This window comes from Opitutia bacterium KCR 482 (genome assembly GCA_029269845.2).
Lineage (GTDB): Bacteria > Verrucomicrobiota > Verrucomicrobiia > Opitutales > Intestinicryptomonadaceae > Merdousia.
Genome location: CP149973.1, coordinates 1,684,998 through 1,705,000, shown reverse-complemented (window position 1 = coordinate 1,705,000; position 20,003 = coordinate 1,684,998). Strand labels below are relative to the sequence as shown.

At 57.9% G+C, this 20,003-nt stretch carries 12 protein-coding genes (1 of these 12 only partly in view); 4 read left to right on the top strand and 8 right to left on the bottom strand.

Annotated features, from left to right (window positions below; all coding sequences use genetic code 11):
* From P3B99_007230 to P3B99_007220, 3 genes are all read right to left on the bottom strand, one after another.
* Positions 1-478: the 5' portion of a glycosyl hydrolase gene (locus P3B99_007230; GenBank protein WYJ06999.1), read on the bottom strand. It extends 1,454 nt beyond the left edge of the window; 478 of the gene's 1,932 nt are visible here — the first part of the coding sequence; its start codon is at positions 476-478; its stop codon lies off the left edge, out of view.
* A gap of 380 nt (positions 479-858) precedes the next feature.
* Complete coding sequence (locus tag P3B99_007225) at positions 859-3,240, bottom strand: polysaccharide biosynthesis tyrosine autokinase (GenBank protein WYJ06998.1); 2,382 nt, start codon at positions 3,238-3,240, stop codon at positions 859-861.
* Positions 3,241-3,279: 39 nt separating this feature from the next.
* The gene (locus tag P3B99_007220; GenBank protein ID WYJ06997.1) at positions 3,280-3,879 is read right to left on the bottom strand and encodes a polysaccharide biosynthesis/export family protein; all 600 of its coding nucleotides are present in this window, start codon (positions 3,877-3,879) and stop codon (positions 3,280-3,282) included.
* A 166-nt stretch (positions 3,880-4,045) separates the two neighbouring features.
* On the opposite strand from P3B99_007220, the gene tkt reads away from it, so the two are divergent.
* From tkt to P3B99_007200, 4 genes are all read left to right on the top strand, one after another.
* Positions 4,046-6,016, top strand: a complete 1,971-nt coding sequence (gene tkt / locus P3B99_007215) for a transketolase (protein WYJ06996.1) — start codon at positions 4,046-4,048, stop codon at positions 6,014-6,016.
* 247 nt (positions 6,017-6,263) lie between these two features.
* A complete protein-coding gene (locus P3B99_007210) occupies positions 6,264-7,520 on the top strand; it encodes a hypothetical protein (GenBank protein WYJ06995.1) in 1,257 nt (418 codons plus the stop codon).
* 280 nt (positions 7,521-7,800) lie between these two features.
* On the top strand, positions 7,801-10,560 hold the full coding sequence (locus P3B99_007205; protein WYJ06994.1) for a PD-(D/E)XK nuclease family protein: 2,760 nt from the start codon (positions 7,801-7,803) through the stop codon (positions 10,558-10,560).
* Positions 10,557-13,772 carry a UvrD-helicase domain-containing protein gene (locus P3B99_007200; GenBank protein ID WYJ06993.1) on the top strand — a complete coding sequence of 1,072 codons (3,216 nt, stop codon included), beginning with the start codon at positions 10,557-10,559 and terminating at the stop codon, positions 13,770-13,772. The genes P3B99_007205 and P3B99_007200 overlap by 4 nt, the downstream gene beginning before the upstream one ends.
* Before the next feature lie 123 nt (positions 13,773-13,895).
* Here P3B99_007200 and P3B99_007195 read toward each other — a convergent pair whose 3' ends face one another.
* The 5 genes from P3B99_007195 to aroB form a co-directional block, all read right to left on the bottom strand.
* Complete coding sequence (locus tag P3B99_007195) at positions 13,896-16,445, bottom strand: carboxy terminal-processing peptidase (protein ID WYJ06992.1); 2,550 nt, start codon at positions 16,443-16,445, stop codon at positions 13,896-13,898.
* 81 nt (positions 16,446-16,526) lie between these two features.
* Positions 16,527-17,414 carry a rhomboid family intramembrane serine protease gene (locus tag P3B99_007190; GenBank protein ID WYJ06991.1) on the bottom strand — a complete coding sequence of 296 codons (888 nt, stop codon included), beginning with the start codon at positions 17,412-17,414 and terminating at the stop codon, positions 16,527-16,529.
* Between the two features lie 2 nt (positions 17,415-17,416).
* Positions 17,417-18,139 (bottom strand): tRNA threonylcarbamoyladenosine dehydratase, encoded by a 723-nt coding sequence (locus P3B99_007185; protein ID WYJ06990.1) that lies wholly within the window; start codon positions 18,137-18,139, stop codon positions 17,417-17,419.
* On the bottom strand, positions 18,136-18,912 hold the full coding sequence (locus P3B99_007180) for a TatD family hydrolase (protein ID WYJ06989.1): 777 nt from the start codon (positions 18,910-18,912) through the stop codon (positions 18,136-18,138). The genes P3B99_007185 and P3B99_007180 overlap by 4 nt, the downstream gene beginning before the upstream one ends.
* Entirely contained in the window at positions 18,913-19,998 is a 1,086-nt protein-coding gene (gene aroB, locus P3B99_007175) for a 3-dehydroquinate synthase (protein WYJ06988.1), read from the bottom strand.
* Between the last annotated feature and the right edge of the window lie 5 nt (positions 19,999-20,003).

The window sequence follows — 20,003 nt, the reverse complement described above, 5'->3', positions numbered from 1 at the left end:
ATTCGCGGGGATTTGGCATTAGCCCGCCCCAGAAACTGATATGGTCAGGCTCGTTGACGACCTCCCAATATTTCATTTTGCCTTCGTAGCGGGCCGCCGCCTTTGCGTAAAATTCGGCGAATTCGTCGGGGTGGCGCGGGAAGGGTCGGACGCGTTCGGGTACGTATCCCGACGCGATTGGCAGAACTTCGACGCCGTGCTTTTGCGATTTTTCGACAAGGGCGTCCCACACGGAAAAGTCGAGCGTTCCGTCCTTTTTTTCGATTGCGCCCCAGTCGAAGTCGGTGCGGAAGCCGCCGATGCCCGCGTCTTTCATGAGCTTCATTTCGTCGTCGGCGAACGGAAATTCCCAGCGCGACAAATGCGCGCAGACGCCGTAGGGATTAAACTCCGCAGGCTTTGCGGGCGCGTCCGCAAAAACAAAACTTTCGGCGGCAACGCATGCCGCCCCCACAACACACAACAGATAGCTTTTCATGTATATATTTAAATTGAAGCCGCCCCGCGCTGCAAGCAAAAACGTCCTTTGCGGGCGGAGGAATTTCGCCGCGCGAAAGCTGCGGAATCCGCAAAGCCGCGCGCGCTTCGGGCTTGGCGCAAGACGGCGCATTGAGCCTCCTCCCCGGTTTTCCGCCGTTTTTTACGAATTCGCCCCCGCCTATTTTGCGGATTCGATTTGCGAGCCCCCTCCATGCGTGTCCGACAGCCGATCCGCCGCGGCACGGCGATATTTGCGCCGTTCTATCAGCAAGCAACGCGTTTTCCGCGGAACGTTCGGCGTTTATTTATGAAAAACCCGCGCAAAAAAATCCGCCGCGAAGTTGCGGCGGATTTTCGGGAACAAAGCTGTTTTGCGGGCTACGAGTTTTCCGTTTCATCGGAGGATTCGTCCGGCGGCGGAGTCGTGTAGTAGCTCTGGTAGCTCTTGTCGTAGTAGTTCAGGCTATACGACGACGACACGCCCGACGAAACCATGTTCATCACAGCGCCGATAATCGGCACGTTCGACTCCATCATTTTGCGGACGAAATTGCGGATAATCTTGCGCTTTGTGGCGTTGAATTTGATGACGTAGATAATGCCGTCCATGCTTGGCAGGAGCGAGATTGCGTCGCTTACCGCGCCTATCGGCGGCGAGTCCACGAAGATTCTGTCGTACTTGTCGCGCAACGATTCGATTAGCGAAATGAATTCGGGCGAATTGAGCATTTGCGTCGGATTTTTCGCGCGCTTTTCGCAGACGAGAACGTCGAGGTTCGGGAAGTAGTCGCGGATAATCGCGCTTTCGAGGGGCTTGCCCTCCTCTATGCAGCCGACTATGCCTTCGGTCGGCTTGATTTCCATGATTTTCGCGAGCGCGGGCAGGCGCAGGTCGGCGTCGATGACGATGACTTTTTCGCCGTTGAGCGCGCATGTGAACGCGAGGTTGGAAACCACGAAAGACTTGCCCTCCGAGGGCGTCGTACTCGTAAAGAGCACCACTTTTGCGTTTTTGCCGAGCGGATTTACTTTGAGAGTCGAATAGAGCGAGCGGAACGCTTCCGTCGTCGCGCGGTCGGCGTTCGACGCCGCAACCTGCGCCTTTTCGGAAGAATTGAGGCGTTTGATTCTGGGAATGACGCCCAAGAGCGGCAGCCCGATGACCGATTCGACGTCGTACGCGCTCTTTGCGCGGTCGTCCATGAACGCAACGAGGAACGCCATGCCCACGCCTCCTACGATACCCGCGAAGAAGCCCGCCAGAATGTTGAGAACATAGTTGGGGCTTGACGGGCGCGGCGACATTCCCGCCCTGTCGATAATGCTTGCGCGTTCGTTGATGAGGCTGACCTGCGCCATGCGGACGTTGAGCGACGAAATCAGCGACTGGTGCATGCCCTCCGCGACCTGACGCTCGCGCTCGATAGACTTATATATAATAGCCTTTTGACCGAGTTGGAGGATTTCCTCCTTTTTCACGCTCAGGCGTTTTTGCGACTGCTCGTAATTCTGTTTGGCGTTTTCGTAGGACGCCTGAATTTTCGCGCACGCCGAATCGACCGCCGCATTGAGTTCCTTTTCGATTTGGTCGAGCGTTTTGCGCGCCTCAATCATGCGGGGGTGTTTTTCCTTGTAGCGTTTTTCGAGCGTCGCCACGGCAACCTGCTGCGTGGACTTGTCCAAAACGAGCCTCGAGACCGACGGAATGTCGGCGATAAACGGAAGCGTGCAAAGGTCTTTGCCCTCGCGCTTGTATTCCTGCACAAGGTTCCACTGTGTCGACATTGCGTCGAAAATGCGCTTGTCGCTCGTGAGAATCGTGTTGATTTCGCGGAGTTCGGTTCTGTCGACGTCGTCGATTTGGTCGAGCGAAACCGCCCCGTTGATTTTGCGGTATTCCACAAGCTTTTTGTCAAGCTCCTTTACCTTCGCCTCCTGCTGGGAAACCTTTGTGCGCAATTCGTCGATTGAGTTCATCAGCTTCTGAACCCTCACTTGGTGCGTGTATGAAATGTACTCAGTGGCGAACAGATTTGCAATGCGCATCGCGATTGCGGGGTCGGGGTGGCGGAACGCGACCCTCACTACAAGCGAGAGCCTTTCGGGCGTAATCGACCTGTATTCTTGGAGGATTTCCGCCTCCGTGCGCTTCGGCCCGAAAGTAATCATGTCGTTGTAGGGTGCCATGAGCTTTTTCATGTCGTCCTCTTTGAGGCGCGACTGCACCGCCGAGATAACCTCGAAACTCTCCATGAGCTTGACCTGAGTGTTGAAGTCTTCGACGTTCGAAACAATGTCGTTGTGGCTTCGCTGCACGCCGCCGGGGCCGTCAATCGGAACGTCGGAGTCTCTGAGGATTTGAACCGTCGCGACCGACGTGTACATGGGGGTCATTCTGAACGTATAAAGGAGAATGCCCGCAAAAATGACGAAGAACGTCACGATGATGTACCAAATGCGCTCGCGCAAAATCATCAAATAGTCGCGCAAAGTGCGGTTGGGCATTACCGCGCCTCCGCCCGCCACGGGAGTGTTCCCGTAGCCGCCGTAGCCGCCCGCGCCGTATCCGCCGTAGCCCGCATTTCCGTAGCCGCCATAGCCGCCGTATCCTCCGTTGCCATAGCCGCCGTAGCCGCCATAACCGCCATAACCGCCGTTTCCGTAGCCGTAGCCGACCACTACTTTCTTCTTTTTGACGGTTTTTGTCTGCGGGGCGTTCGGGTTTGCCGACGCCTTCGGATTCTGTTCGTTGTCTTCCATATAAAAAATCTGTGTTGTCGAAAAGTTAAAAAGCGAGCCTTAGAACATGGCTTCGGGCACTTCGATTGTGTCGCCTTCAAGCACGGGGAAGTCGCGCACTTTTTCGTTGTTGAGTATTGCGCGGAAGTCGATGTCGAAAACTTTGAGTTCGCCGCTGGGAAGCAGGCGTTTTACGATTACCGAACGCTGGTTGGCGAGCCTCGTCAAGCCGTTCGAGTACGCGATTGCCTTCGAGAGCGTCATAGCCTCCTCGGGCGGGAACACGACAGTTCCGGGACGGTTGACCTGCCCAACCACATACACGCACTTCGGCGAATATTCCGAAATGAAAATGGAGACGTCGGCATTGACCAAAAAGTCTTTCTCGTAAAGCTGCTTTATGAGTTTTTGAGCCTCCTGAACGGTGAGCCCCGCGACTTTTACCGCGTTTACAAGCGGCAGAACAATCATGCCGTTTTGGCTGATTTTATACACTGTATCCAAATCGGGCTCCTGAAAGACCTTGATAGTCAGAACGTCGAGCGGACGCAGTTTGTACTGCGATTCTCCCTGCGAATTCTCCGCCCCGTTTGCAAAGCACGACAATGCCGCAAGGATTGCCCCCGCAAGCAAAAGCCTAAATTTTATAAAATTAATCATACTGGTTCGAAGTTCTAGCATAAAGCGCGCAACTATTTCAACAATATTTTTACGCGTAAAATCGGGCGCGGGACGCGGAACGGACACATAAAAGAGTTGAATTTTTCGAAAAAAACCGATAAACCGTCGGTACAATTTTATAAAAGCCTAACAACAGACAGGAATCATGACAAACAACAACGAAATACTCCAAAAAGCCGCAAACGAAGCGCGCGGACTCGCAATAGACGCAATCAACGCATGCTCGTCGGGGCACTTGGGTCTGCCGCTCGGCTGCGCGGAAATCGGCGCGGTGCTTTTCGGGGAAATACTCAAAATCGACCCCAAGAACCCCTCGTGGCTCAACCGCGACAAATTCGTGCTCAGCGCGGGGCACGGCAGCATGTTCCTGTACTCGTGGCTGCACATTTCGGGATACGAACTCTCCGTCGAAGACATCAAAAACTTCCGCCAAAAAGGCTCGAAGACCCCCGGACACCCCGAATTCGGCGAAACGGTCGGGGTTGAAGCCACAAGCGGCCCGCTCGGACAGGGCGTGGCAAACGCGGTCGGCATGGCGATTTCCGAAAAAATGGCGGCGGCAACCTTCAACACGCCCGACTTCAAAGTGTTCGACCACAAAATCTGGTGCCTTGCGGGCGACGGCTGCATGCAGGAGGGAATCTCGGCGGAAGCGGCGGCAATAGCGGGCGTGCAGAAGCTCGGCAACCTCGTGCTCATGTACGACTCAAACGACGTAACGCTCGACGCCATGGCGGATAAAACCATGGCGGAAGACACCGCAATGCGCTTCGAATCCTACGGCTGGGAAGTCTCCAAGTGCGACGGGCACGACATCGACGCAATCCGCCGCGCCCTCACCGCCGCGAGAGACTCGCAGTCCGACAAGCCCAAGCTCGTAATCTTCAAAACGACAATCGCAAAGGGAATCCCCGAAGTCGAAAACTCAGCAAAGGGGCACGGCGAGGGCGGCGCAAAGTTCGCCGACGCCGCAAGAAAGGGGCTGGGACTGCCCGAACAAAAATTCTTCGTAAGCGACGCCACCTACAAATTCTTCGACGAAGCCGCAAAACGCCGCGCCGAAACGCGCAAACAGTGGCAAGAATCGTTCGTCGAATGGCAGAGGGAAAACCCCGACCTTGCCGACAAGCTCGACAAGTGCCTGAATAAAAAGACGAACCGCCCCTCGGCGGAGGAGCTTCTCAAACTCGTTCCCGAATTTCCCTCCGAAGACAGGAGCGCGACGCGCGCTTCGGGCGGCAAAGCAATGAACGACCTCGCCAAAGCCCTGCCCTACATGACAACGGGCGCGGCGGACCTCTACGGCTCGACGAAAAACTACCTTAAAGACATGGGCGACTTCTCGCCCGAAAACCGCGCGGGACGCAACATCTGGTTCGGAATCCGCGAACACGCAATGGGCGCAATCTCAAACGGCATAGCCTACTGCGGAATATTCGAGCCGTCTTGCGCAACCTTCCTTACGTTCGCGGGCTACATGCTGGGTTCCATACGCGTCTCCGCGCTGTCGAGGCTTCCCATGCAATACGTCTTCACGCACGACTCAATCGGCGTGGGAATGGACGGTCCCACCCACCAGCCCGTCGAAATGGTCTCAATCCTGCGCTGCATACCGCGCCTCGACGTAATCCGCCCCGCGGATTCGGAGGAATGCGCGGCGGCGTGGGCTGCGGCGATTTCGCGCAACGACGGCCCGACCGCCCTCATACTTTCGCGCCAAAACCTTCCCCTGCAAACTTCGATATCCGCCCAGACAAAACGCCTCGGCACGCTCAAAGGCGCGTATGTGGCAAAAAAGGAAAATGGCGATTTGAAGAAAATCATAATCGCCACAGGCTCTGAACTGCAATGGGCAATGAAAGCCGGCGAAGCGGAGAACGGCACAAGAGTGGTCTCTATGCCCTCGATGGAAATCTTCGAACGCCAGAGCGATGCGTATAAAAACGAAGTTCTGCCCGCGTCCTGCAAAAACAGAATCGCGATAGAGGCGGGAATTTCGCAGCCGTGGTACAAGTACGCGGCAAAGGTGGTCGGCACGGACGACTTCGGCTTCTCCGCCGACGCCCCCTACCTGTTCGAAGCTTTCGGAATTTCCGAAAAGCCGCTTCTCGGATAATCCGCAAAATAGGCACGCAAAACCGCCGGCGTGCAACGGCGGTTTTTTTGTGTATTCCGACGGCAAAACGGTTATAAAGCAAAGCCGATTTACGATAAAAAAGTTGTCGTACCCGAAAATCCGCCGACAAAAAATTGCTTGATTTTTGTGCGGATTTTGCAAGGATAGTGTAAAAATGGATTCACCGTTTTCATATACTGTATAAAAACGGCGAATCTATTAAGAACAAACAAACAAAAAAATAGATATGAAAAAAGCAATAATAGGCTTACTCGTAGCAGGCGCGGCAATCGCCGCCAACGCGCAAGACAAGGCGCTTCTCGAAACGCTCGTCAAGAAGGGCATGCTCACCCAGCAGGAAGCGGCTCAGATTGCGAAGGAATCGGTCGCGGTAACACCCGCCACTAAGAGCACAAAGTCGATTAAGATTTTCGGCGGCGCGCAGGGTTGGTATACATGGGGCAAAGACACCGTAAAAGCGGGCACTGCCACCTCCCCCAAACAGACAAGCGGCTTCACACTCCGCTACGTAAAACTCGGCGTTGAAGCGGACGTCGGCGGCGGTTGGAGCGCGACGGTCGTTACGGACTTCGGTTCGGAAGGCTCGTCCCGCAACTACCTCGACAAGGTCGTAGCCTCCAAGAAGGTTGACCTCGACTACCTCAACGGCACGCTCCAGCTCGGTCTCCGCAAGGCGAACATGGGCTACGAACAGAATATGTGCGACTTCGGACAGCTCGCAATCGAACGCTCCGTCGCCACAAACTTCTTCACCCGCGGCTCGTACGGCGACTATTCCAAGAACTTCGGCGGCAGAACGGTCGGCGTATTCTGGGACGGCAACATCACGCAGGTCGAAGGCCTCTATTACAGCCTCGCTGTAACTTCGGGTCTGACGGAATCGACCGACGGCTTCCTTTCGAGCGCGCAAAACAGCAGCGCATTGAGCTTCTACGCTTCGATGGGCTACAAGAACATCGCCGAAATCAAGGGCGAATCGCTCGCGTACGACTTCGGCATGAACTTCGGCTACGCTCCGCAGGGCATGCGCAACAACGTCGTAAACGAATCCAGAGGCAGCGTTTGGGGCATCAACCCCTATGCGACGGCTAGCTGGAAGGGGCTGACGGCAATCGCGGAATTCTTCCTCCAACAGTATGAAGACTACACTCCGCTCGGCAGCGGCAGCGGCATCTGCAAGACCCCGCTCGGCGCGAACCTCACGGTTGCGTACAAGATGGATATGGGCGACTGGGGCGCAATCGAACCCGTTGCGCGTTGGTCCTACGTCTACGCGAACGGCGGCCCGATTGTCTCGGAATTCTCCGACGACCTCGCCTACAACCAGGCTATGACGGGCTACCTCGGCTTGAACTGGTACGCGACGGCGTCGGTCAAGACATCGTTGGGCTACGAATTCGGCTACTTCGATCAGGACGTAGACGGCGGCGCGGCTCGCACATACAGCAACAGCGTACGCGCGCAGGTTCAGGTTCTCTTCTAATCGGGAACACCCGAATTATAAAAATACCGCACGGATTCCTCCGCGCGGTATTTTTTTGCGCCAAACACGAAAAATTACCCCTTCAAATACCGAACACAGCCGCAAGACAAACACGGAAACGGCGCGGGGGCGAAAATCCGCAAAACCCGCCAATCCGCCGAATCCCCCGCCGAACCCGCCGCGCAAGCCGCAGCAACCGACACACTCCTCCACTCACCGCCCCGCAGATAAAAAAGAAAAATCGGGTAAAAAACTTGCCCGAATTTTTTTGCGCCGTAATATGAAAAACGTGATTGAAAGATATTTTATAAAGCCCGTCGAATCGCTGCCGAAAGCGTGCGCAAAGTGGTTTGTCGAAAAATTCGCCGACAGACTCGAACGCCGCCCCGCAAGCTTCGAGAAAATCCTCGTGCTTACCCCAACGCGAAACGCGGCAAAAAACTTCAAAAACGCGGTTTTCGCCGAATGCCTGTCGCGCGGGATAGACGCAATTTCGCAACTGCGCGCCGGCACGCTCGAAGACGAACTTGCGCGAAACGGAACCGACCGCGACGAGCCGCAATCGACGCTCTCAAGGGCAATCTGGACAGACATTCTGGACTCGCGCGACCTCTCGGAATTCGCGTCGCTCTTCCCCGCCGAAACGCCGAAGCGCGAGGATTTCGCAAGCGTCTGCCGCCAGTTTATGTTTTTGCAGGACGCCCTCGCGGAAAACCTGCTGACAATTTCGGACGCCGCAAAAAAACTCGCGGACACCCCCGACGCCGCGCGGTGGAACGAGCTCGCCGCTCTCGAAAAAATCTTCGCCGAGCGCGTGGCGAAAAGGGGCAAAACCCCGCACGCAAAATCGCTGAAAAACGCGGTTGAACGCACGGCAAACGCGGGCTGGGAAACAATAGTCGTGGCGGGCAACCCCGACGTTTCGCCCACGCTAAAATCATTGCTCGATACATTCGCGGGACGCTCGCTAATCGCCGTGGTCGGCGAAAACGAAAACCTTTTCGACCCCTACGGCGCGCCTAAAACGCCCGAATACCGCGACAAAAACACCGCGCTCGAAGACGGCGCAATCCGCGTCTACCATAGCGTCGCGGCGGAGGCGCGTGCGGTCGCGGAACTCGCAGGCAAGTACGGGGACAAAGTCTACGAAACGCTCGCAATCGCCTGCGAACAAAACGACTCTGCCGACACGTTCAAAACCGCGCTCGCGGAGGCGGGAATCAACGCCGTGAAGCTCGACGCCGGGAACATGGCGGCAACCGCCGTCGGCGACCTGCTCGACTGCATCGCCGCATTCTCGGCCGACGCAAGCTACGCAAACTTCCTCAACCTGCTCCGCAACCCGTTCGCCCTCCAAACGCTCGCAAAGAGGGCGGAAAAGACGCCCGAAGAAACCCTCGCCGCCGCCGACACGCTGAAAACCGAATCAGCCTGCGCCGACATCGAACAGGCGCGGAGCGCTCTGCTCGCCCGCCTGTACGCAAATTCGCCCGACCGCGACACCGCAAAATTCGCAAAAATAAAATTCCTGCGCGGGGTCTTCGACTTCGTTTCCGAAACGCTCGAAATCGGCGGCGGCAAAGCCGCGGAGAAAATCGGGAACGCCGTCGCCGCGCTCGTCGGGGACGCCGAAACGGACGAACGCAACGCCCGCGCATTGGAAGTCTTGGGCGAAACGCTCGCGGAAATTTCGGACGCGGAAATTTCGGAGAACATGGAATTTTCGCCAGAAGAAATTTTCGGAATCGCCTCCGAACACCTCGCCGCCGCGACCGACACCGAAAGGCTCGACGACGAACGCCTGCCCCTGCAAGACTGGATGGAGATTTTCTGGTCGCCCGCAAAACACCTCGCGCTGTGCGACATGAACGACGGCATTGTGCCGCTTGCAAGCTCCGACGGAATTTTTCTAAACGACGCCGTCCGAATAAAGCTCGGCATGCGCAACCGCCAACTGCGCCGCGCGCGCGACGCCTACATGCTCGACGCCCTCGTACAAAGCCGCGCGGCGTCGGGCGGGGCGGTCTCCGTCTGCGTGCCGCAAACCGACGGCAGGGGCGAGCCGCTCGCGCCGTCGAGAATCCTCTTCCAGACGCCGCAACTTCCCGCGCGGGTGAAAATGCTCTTCGCCGCCGTGAAGCAGTCGGACAAGCCGTCGAAACCCGCGCCCGAATGGAAACTGCGCGTCCCGAACAAACGCTTCGAGGGCGGATACTCGCACACAAAATTCGCGGCGTACATGAAATCGCCCTGGGAGTTCTACCTGAGCTACGTCCTCAAAATGGAGAAAGTGGACGCGCAAAAGTCGGAGCTTGACGCCGCGCAATTCGGAACGCTCTTCCACAAGGCGTTTTTCAAATTCGCGAAGTCCGCCGCCGCCGACTCCGCAAACGCCGACGAAATCCGCCGCGCCCTCCTCGACGCTTTCGACGAAACCGCAATCGACGCATTCGGACGCCGACCCCGCGCCCAAGTGCGCATACAGCTTGAAAACCTGCGCAACCGCCTTTCCGCGTGCGCCGAAATTCAGGCGCGCCACCGCGCGGCGGGCTGGCGCATAACCGCCGCCGAAAAGCCGTTCGCGACCGAAATTTTCGGCGAAAAATTTTCGGGCACATTCGACAGAATAGACGAAAACGAAAGCGACGGCTCGCTGCTCGTGCTCGACTACAAAACATACGACAAATGCCGCCGCGGCGTCGCGCGCGACAGCCACCTGAAAATGAAAACCGACGGCGCAATCGAGTGGGAATCGCTCCAACTGCCGCTCTACGCCCGCGCCCTGCGCGAAGAACGCCCCGACGCGAAAATTTCCGCCGCGTTCTTCGTCGCGCCCAAAGACACCGCCTCTACGCAAGTCGACTTTTGGGACGATGTCGCCGACTTCGAAACGCCCGCGCTCGAAAAGGCGGCGGAGATAATAGCCGCAATCCGCGCCGGAAACTTCGCCCCCGGCAAGCCGCCGAAATACCCCGCATTCGACGACGTCTTCAACGCCGACGCCGAAACGCTCAAAAACATGCTCGAATTCGAACGATGAAAGAACGACCCGAAATTTTCAAAAACGAACGCGTCTCCGCCTCGGCGGGTTCGGGAAAAACCTACGCGCTCACAAACAGGTTCATAGCCCTTGCCGCCAACGCAAAAGACCCCGAAACGGGGCTTCCCGACCCGTCGCGAATCACCGCGCTCACGTTCACGCGCAAGTCGGCGGGCGAGTTTCTCGGAAAAATCCTCACGCGCCTTGCGGAAGCCGCGGAGGACGACAAGGCGGCGGACGCGCTGTCCGACGAAGTGGAAAAACTCACGCGCGGCACGAAGTCGGGCGGCGGCTTCCTCACGCGCCAAGACGCGCTCGCGCTGCTCCGCCAGTGCCTGACAAACCTCGACAAGCTCAGGCTCTCGACGATAGACTCTTTCTTCTCGTCGATTCTGAAATGCTTTTCAAACGAGCTTTCGATTTTCTCGGAAATCAAAATAGACGACGAAATTTCGCACAAAAGCGCGGCCGAAAAAATCGTCGGCGAAATCCTGCGCGAAAAATCGTCCGACAGAAAAACCTTCGCCGAATTTTCCGAAATCGTCAAACGCGCATCGTTCGGCGTGGAGGAGAAATCCATGCGCGAAATACTCCTCGAAAAGGTGTTCGCCGCCCACGGCAAAATTCTCGAAACGCCGAACCTCTCGCTTTGGGGAAATGCGCACGAAATACTCGGACACGATCCGCAAAAGTGGGACGCCGCCGCATACGATAGCGACCGCGCCGCCCTACGCGATGCCCTCGCCGCCGCAAAGCTCGACGGCAAATTCGCGGGAGTCGAAAAATTCTTCGCCGACTCAAACAACAATATCTTGGCCGACGCAAAAACGCTCGAACAGCGGCTCGCCGAAATGTACGCGACTGGCGGGCTGAACGCGGCGTTTACGGTAAAAATCGGCAGGGGCGAAACGGAAGTTCCGGCCGAAGTCGCCGCCCCGCTCAAACGCCTTTTTACGCGCCTGCTCGACGCCCACGTTTTGCGCTCGTGCGACGCCGCAAAGGCGGTCGGAACAATCGCGAAAATGTACGAGGAACGCTACGACGCGACAATGCGCAGGCGCGGCAGACTCGCGTTCGACGACATTCCCCTGCTGCTCGAATCGGGTTCGGACATCGTCGGAACGCTCGCCGAATACAGGCTCGACGCAAAGTTCGACCACTGGCTTTTCGACGAATTTCAGGACACCTCCGAAACGCAGTGGAACTTTTTCAAAAACATAATCGACAACGTGGTCTACGAGTCCGACGGGCAAAAAACATTCTACTATGTGGGCGACGTCAAGCAGTCGCTCTACTCGTTCCGCGGCGGAAACAGAAAGCTCTTCGACGCAGTGAAGCGACGGTACAACGCCGACGCCGAACGCGTCTTCGACGGCGAGCCGCTCGCGACTTCGTGGAGGTCGGGCGCGAACGTAATCCGGGCGGTCAATTCGTTTTTCGCCGACCCGTCGGAACTCGCGCAGTGCTTTTCGCCAGCCGCCGCTGCGGAATTTTCTTCAATCTACATTCCGCATGTTTCGGCGGAAAGCACGGGCGGCAAAAAGCCGAAGCCGTCGCTTGCGAAGCTGGTGCTCACCGAATATTTCGGCAAAGACAGCGCCGCCGACTTCGACGCGCGGTGCGAAGCCGTGTTCGAAATCGTCAAAAACTCGAACCCCGCAAAGACGGGCAAAACGTGCGCAATCCTCGTCCGCAAAAACGACACGGTAGACGCGTTCGTCAAGGCGCTGCGCGGGAAAATCGCCGACGCAGGGCTTGACATCGAAGTCTCGTGCGAGTTCGAACAAACCGTCGCCCGCAACAACGCCGTAGTGCCCGCGTTCCTGCAAACGCTGAAACTCGCCGCCCACCCGTCCGACACCGCCGCCGCCGAATACCTGAAAATGACGCCCTTTGCCGACGCCGTGAACGCGCCCGACTTCCGCAAAAACGCGCTCGAAAAAATCGCCGCCGAACGCTTCGCCGACTTCGCCGAACAATACGCCGAAGCCGTCGCCGAAAAAGTCGGCGAAAGCCGCGACGCCCGCGAAAACCTCGCGCGGCTCGTGGACGCCTGCCGCGAGTTCGACGCCTCCGAATCGCGCGGAATAGACAACTGCATACTTTTCCTTTCGGGCAAAACGTTCAGGCTTTCGTCCGCCGAAACGGCAGTGCAGGTGATGACAATCCACAAATCGAAGGGGCTGGGCTTCGGCTCGGTGATTCTGCCCGACCTCCACACGGCAAAAAAACGCCCCCCAAGCGGGCTGAAATACATCGCGCGGCGGTCGGGCGAAAACACCGAACAATTCACGATAAGCTACCTGCCGCAGAAAATCGTCTGCTCGCTCTGCCCGTCGCTTTCCGAGAGCCTGAAAATAGACTCCGAAAACGACGACTTCGACGCAATCTGCAACCTCTACGTCGCGCTCACCCGCGCCGAAGACGCGCTGTACGTCGTCATGTCGAAGCACAAAGACGCAAAGTCAAAGGATTTCGGAATAAAAAACCTCGTTCTGAACTCGTTTATCCCCGCCCTGCGCGACCCCGCGGCGTCGGACGAGGAAAAAGCCGCCGCGTACGAGAAAGCCGCCGCCGCGGGCGGAGTGTCAATCGGCGACGACCGCTGGTTCGAACACGTCCAAACGCCCGAGCCCGCAAGCCCAGTAAAGCCGATTGACGCCGTGCAGCCCGCCGACGCCGCAAACACATTCCCCAAACTCACGCCCTCCTCCGAAAGGGGCGCAAGCCGCGCGATGTCCGCCGACGCAATAAGGCACGGCAAGGCGGTGCACGCCACGTTCGAAAAAATAAAAACGCTCGACAGCGGAATCCCCGCAGCCGTCCGACGCGCGGCGGAGCTCGCGGGAACAGCCTCAGACCTCCGCGCGGCGGCGGAAGTGGAACGCGCTCTCGCAAACCCGCAAATAGCGGAGCTTTTCGCCGAATCGGAACGCAGGAAAATCTACAACGAATTTCCGTTCGACGCGCTTTTGGGCGGGAAACTCGCAAGCGGAGTGATAGACAAGCTGATTGTGGAAACCGACGCCGACGGCAATCCCGTTTCGGCGATTGTCGCCGACTTCAAGGCGGGCGCGTTCTGCGGAGACTCGCGCAAACGTCAGCTTGAAATCTACCGCGCCGCCGTCGCAAAACTCTTCGGCTTGGACGAAAGCGCGATAGAAACGAAAATCGTATCCTACGCAAGCGCGGCTATAATAGACGTAAAATAACCGCCAACTGCCGCCGACTCCCCGCAAAGGCAAAACCCGCGCAACACTGCGCGGGCATACCCCGCGCGCGCAAAAAAACGCCCCGTTTTTGCGCGGGACGTTCCGAACGCACGCAAAATGCGTTTAATTTTGCGGCGCGGAGCTTTGCGCGGCGTCGGATTTTGGAGCGGGAGCGGGAGCCGATTCGCCCGCCGCGGGCTTTGCCGCTTCGGAATCCACAGCCTCTTTTTCGGTGTTGTCGGAGTTCGCGGCGTCCGCCTTTTTCCCGGCGTCGGCGTAGGCTTTCAGCTTGTCGGGGTGGTCGACAAGGTCAATCCAGTCGCCCATGATGCGCAGGGCTTCGTGGAGCTGCACGTCGAAATCGGGCGCGTCCTCGTCGTCCTCCGACGCTTCAAGTGCGTCGTTTTTGGATTTGCGCTTTTTCTTGTCGGCGGAAACTTTTTTGTCGCCGCCGTTTTCCTTTGCGGAGTCGAGCAGAACCTCGGTCTTGGGGTAGTCGGCTTCTGTGAATTTGCGCTGGCGTTTTTTGAGGGATTCGTTGAAGTCCTCGTCGGCTTTAAGCTCTTTCTCGCGCACGGCGTAGTTCAAGCTCCAATCCTTTTTCTTCTGGCGTTCCTTGACCCAGTTTATGCGCTCGTTCCAGATTTTGAATTCGTCGAGGCTGTTGCGCCGCGCAAGCGACTGCTCCGTAAGCTTCGCCATGAGCGCGTCGGCGAGCGTCTCCTTGAAGCCGTAGCCCCAGACTTCCTCGATTGAGTCTGGCGTGATGGCGTCCCACTTCATGGCGTAGTCTTTGTACTCCTCGCCGATTTCCATGTAGTCGTAGACCGACGGAAGCACGATGTCGGAGTGCACGCCCTTGATTTGTATTGAATCTCCGTTGGGCGCGTACCATTTCTGCACCGTGATTTTAGCCGCGCTCTTCTGCTGGGGATCGAAATTTTCGAGGTGGTAGACCGCCTGAACGGTTCCCTTGCCGTGCGTTGATTTGTCGCCCACGACAATCGCGCGCTTGTGGTTTTGGAGCGCGCCCGCGACGATTTCGGTAGCCGACGCCGAAAGGCGGCTCACCATGATGACAAGCGGACCGTCCCAAACGAGCTTCGGGTTTTCGTCGCGCAGGCGGTTCGTTCTGCCCGCGGCGTCGCGAACCTGAACGACCGGCCCCGTCTTGATGAAAAGCCCCGCCAAGTCGACAGCCTCGTTGAGGAAGCCGCCGCCGTTTCTGCGGAGGTCGAGCACGACGCCCTTGACGCCCATTTTTTTGAGTTTTACGAGCAGCTCCTCGACGTCTTTCGATGTGCTGAAACCCTTTGAGCCGTCCGTGCCGCCGCTTTCTCCGTAGAATGCGGGCAGGTCTATCACGCCCACGGGCACGGTTTTGTCGCCTACGGGAATTGTGTAGACGGCCGCCTTTGCGAGCTTTGTAGTGAGCTTGATTTCCCTGCGGACAAGCGTTACCACCTTCCGCGCCGACGGATTCGAAGCAGGCTCTATAAGCAGGCGCACTTTCGTATTCTCCTTGCCCCTGATGAGCCGCACGGTCTTGCGGAGCTTCATGCCGATGACGTCAACAATCTCGCCGACCTCCTGTCCAACGCCCAAAATTTTGTCGCCCGTGTGGAGCTGCTTGCACTCTTCGGCCGGACCGCCGGGCATGAGTTCGGCGAGCGTGCAGTAGCCGTCCTTGTCTTGGAGCATTGCGCCTATCCCGACGAGCGAGTTGCGCACGGAGATGTCGAATTCTTCCAGATAGTATTCGGAAAGGAAAGCCGTGTGGGGATCGTAAAGCCGCGCGAGGGTGTTGAGGTAGATTTCCTGAATTTCCATGGCGTCCGCCTTGGCGTAGTTTTCCACAAGACGCTCGTAGCGTTTGAGAACCTCCTCCTTTGCCTTGGCGAGCTTTTCCTCGAAAGTCTTGGGCGCGGACTGCTTTTCGGCCTCAAGCTCGGCGACTTCCGCCTGCGGAGTCTCCGCGGGTTTCGCCGCGCCCGCGCTTTCGGAAGACGTTTCCGACGCCGCTTTCTCCGCGCCGCCCGATTTTTCGGCGGGCTCGGAAGTTTCTCCCTTTTTCGAATCGGACGCCTCCTCCGACTCCCCGTCAAGCTCGTCGGAATAGCCAAGCATTTGGTTTACGATGTCGTAGACGAGGCGTTTTTCCCAAAGGGCGTCGGCCGCCTTCATGTCGGACGGCCAGTCCTCCTTGCTTCTGTCGGGACGGAAAGTTTTGTCTGAGTCGAGGTCGAAGGGCTTTTTCATGCGCTCGCGAATCCACTGCATGCGGGCGTCGGCGCGTTCAAGAAATCTGTCGTAAATCGTGAATGCGGGAAGCAGCGTTCCCTGCGAGAGCATTATCTCTATCGCGGGCGCGAACAAGTCCTGAAAATACTGCACGTCCTCCGAGGTGAAAAACAGCTTGAAGAAATCGACATTCTGCATGTATTCGCGCACGAACTCGCGCACGTCAAGCTCGCCTACGGGCATTTTAAGATAGTGTCCGCGTTCCAGCAGAAATACGACATAGCGCGTTTCGTTGCGCATTTTCGTCGTTGTTTGGAGCGAAACGGGCGTGCGTTTGCGGGCGCGCGAATCGGAGGGCGCGGACGGCGTCGCGGCGAAAACCGACGCGAGCGACAGGGCAAGCAACAATATAAATTTCGTTATGTTTTTCATGTTTACCGCAAAAAAATCGGAATTTCCTTTAAATATTATATTCTCATTTTTGACAAGAAAGTTCGGGAATTGTTCGTGCGGCTATTTCAGGTTGTCGCGGGCGCGGCGCAGGGTTTCGCGCTCGGCGTCGGTAAGCGACGCAAAGCCGTCGGTGTTTATCTTGTCCAAAATTCGGTCAACCTCAGCCGACAAGTCGCGCGGGTCGGAGACGTTCACCCTGAAATTGTAGTCGGAGGCACGCCCTCCCCTGTCCAGCGGATTGGCGCGTTTCGAAAATCTCGGCATCGACAAACTGTCGATGAAAGAAAGTTTGCCGCGCCGCATAAGCGCGACGAACGCCAAGCCCGACGCAAGCCCGCCCAAGTGCGCCGAATACGCCACAATCGGGTTTCCGCCCGCGAGCGAATAGATAAGCCCGAGCACCTCGAAGCCCGCGGCGATTTTAAGCATCGTCATGGGTCTCATCGAAATCGGCAGGACGAAGAAAAGCAAAAACGTAATCGGCACGGGCGGATACAGCACGCAGAAGCCAGCGAACACCGCCATCACCGACGCGCTCGCGCCCACGAGAGCCTCGGGCGCACCCTGAATTTCGGCGAGAGCCGCCCACAACGCGCCGCCCGCAATCGCGCCCGTCAAGTACAGCGCGGCGAATTTCCGCGCCCCGACCGCCTTTTCGAGAAACGTCCCTATAAAATACAGCCCCAGCATGTTGCAGAATATGTGGAGAATGTCGGCGTGCAGAAACGAGTACGTCAGCAGCGTCCAGACGCGACCGTGCGCCAGAGCCTCCGGCGACAGCGCGAACCACTCCGACACCGACGCGCTTCCGTAGGCGCGCTCGGCGAAGGCCTCGGCAAGGAAGCATGCAACGTTCAGCAAAATGAAAATCTTGACGGGCGAAAGCGCAAAGCCCGACCCCGCGCGGCGGCGGTTTCCGTTCATGTAGTCTCTTTCGTAAATGGACATTTTCAGCGTTTTGAATTTAAAATTTGCGCAAGGGCGAGGTTTGCCAGCACAAGCCCGAACGTCCCCGTTACAATGGGCGTGCTCCCAATTATTTTTTTCGCGTCCGCCGCGCCGCTTTTGACGTGCGAGGCGGGTTCGGGAATTTCGGTCGAAAACACGCAGGGCTGTCCTTTTTTGAATCCGCGCGCCCGAAGCTCCTTGCGCATTCTCGCCGCCATCGGGCACGAATGCGTTTTGAAAAGCTCTGCGACGGCGACTTTGAGCGGGTCGGTTTTGCGGGCCGCCCCCATGCTCGAAACAATCGGGACTCCCGCAGAGAGAGCGGCGGCGGCAAGGGCGGCTTTCGGCGCAAGAGAGTCTATTGCGTCGACAATCACGTCGGGGCAAAGCCCCACAAATTCGGCGCAGTTGGACTCGTCTATAAACCTGTCCACAATTTCCAAGCGGGCGTTCGGGTTGATATCGCGCACGCGCTCGCGCATGACCGCAGTCTTGCTTTTGCCTATCGTCGAGTGGAGGGCGCAAAGCTGCCTGTTGATGTTCGACACGTCCACCGTATCGGCGTCGACCAGAACGAAAGAGCCCACGCCTATCCGCGCAAGCGCTTCGAGCGCGAACGACCCGACCGCGCCGACGCCGCAGACGGCGACCGTCGCCGACTCCATTTTTTTCTGGGCGTCGCCGCCGTACAAAATTGCGCTTCGCGAAAATTCGGGGGAAATCATTTCGAGTAAAATTCGATAAAATTGGAGTACAGCAATTCGGACAGCTCAATGTCGTCGACGTTCCGAATCTCGGCGAGCTTCGCGATTGTCTCCTCCATGGTTTTGCGGGAGGTTGCGGAATCCGACTCGACCATCAGTCTGTCGGGCGACACCGCCGCCGCGCATCTGCGCCCGCGCTCCGACGAAAGCTCGCGCAGACCGAACGAAAAGCGCGCACCGATTTTCTCGAACTCCCGCGCCATCTCGGGCGAGCACGACGCCGCGTGGAGCAAAAACCGCCGCTCCTTTTTGCCTTCGAGCCGCTCCTCCATCGTCGGCGAATACTCCGAAGTCCAAGCTTTCAGAATCTCGAAAACCGCCCCGTACATTCCAACGCAATGGATTACCGCAGGAAGTCCGTACTTGCCCGCAAGCCTCAGCTGCTCGGCGAACAGACGCCGTTGGAGGGCGGCGGGTATGCGGTTTTCGAGCCGCGAATCAAGCCCCGTCTCGCCGATTGCGTCGGCGGAAATGAGGTACTGTTCGAGCGACGGAAGAAACGTGGAAAACAGCTCCGACTCCACGAACGACATGTCGTCGAACTCCGACACGCGCAGGTCGGGGTGTATTCCGTAGGCCTTTTTCACGGGGAACGCGTCGAATTTTTGCAGCCCCTCCCAGTCTCCGGGGAAGCACGCGTCGACACACAAATCCACGCCGAACGCAAGCCCGCTGAAATCGGCGTATTTGCTGAAATCGGCGTGGCAGTGGGCGTCTGTCGTGTGGAGGTACATCTATCGCTTGTAGAAGTCGGCTATGGCGTCGCGGACAAGGGCGTCGGGCACCGTTTCGGTGCGGGTTTTGCCGATGTCCAAAATTGTCACAAAGCGCAGCGCGCCCGCAAGGGCCTTTTTGTCGCCGTGCATGGCGTCGATGAAATCGTCGGCGGAAATGCGCTCCGCAAGCGACACGGGCAAGTTCTCCGACCGCAAAAGCCGAGCGATTGCCTCAACCTGCGCGTCGCCGATAAGCCCCAGCCTGCGCGAGAGAACCGCCGCCATCACAGTCCCGATGGAGACCGCCTCGCCGTGCAGATATTTTCCGTAGCCTGCGTTGCGCTCTATCGCGTGCCCAAAGGTGTGCCCCAAGTTGAGCAATGCCCTGCCGCCGTTCGGCGACGTTTCGCGCTCGTCCTCCGCGACGATTTTCGCTTTGAGCTTGCAAGACGAAACGACGGCGTCGCCCAGCTCTGGCGAATCGAATTCCATCGGTTTTCCCCGCGCCGCGAGCCTGCCGAACAGCTCCGCGTCGCCCAAAACCGCGCATTTGACGACCTCCGCCATGCCCGCGGCAAACTGCCGCTTGGGAAGCGACTTCAAAAACGCCGAATCCGTGTAGACCGCCTTCGGCTGGTGGAACGCCCCCACGAGATTCTTGCCCTCCGGAATGTTCACGCCGGTTTTTCCGCCGACGGACGAATCCACCGCCGCAAGAAGCGTCGTGGGAATCTGGTAGAAATCCACGCCGCGCATGTACGACGCCGCGACGAAGCCCGAAAGGTCGCCCACGACCCCGCCGCCGAACGCCGCGACCGCGCTTTTCCTGTCGGCGCGTCTGTCGGCAAGCATCGCGCAGAGCCTGCCGAACATTTCGAGGGTTTTGGATTTTTCGCCGCCCTCCACTTCCACGATTTCCGCGACCCCCGCAAGTTTCCCCGCGGCGTCCGCGTGCGATTCAAGCACCGCAGTGTCCGCAAAGCAGAACACGCGCCTGCCGTTTTCGGCGAGTTTCGCGAAATCCGCAACCGCTACGTCGAACGCCCCCGCGCCGACGTGTATCGGATATTCGCGCCCCGCAAGCCGTACCGTCAATTCTTCCATAAAAT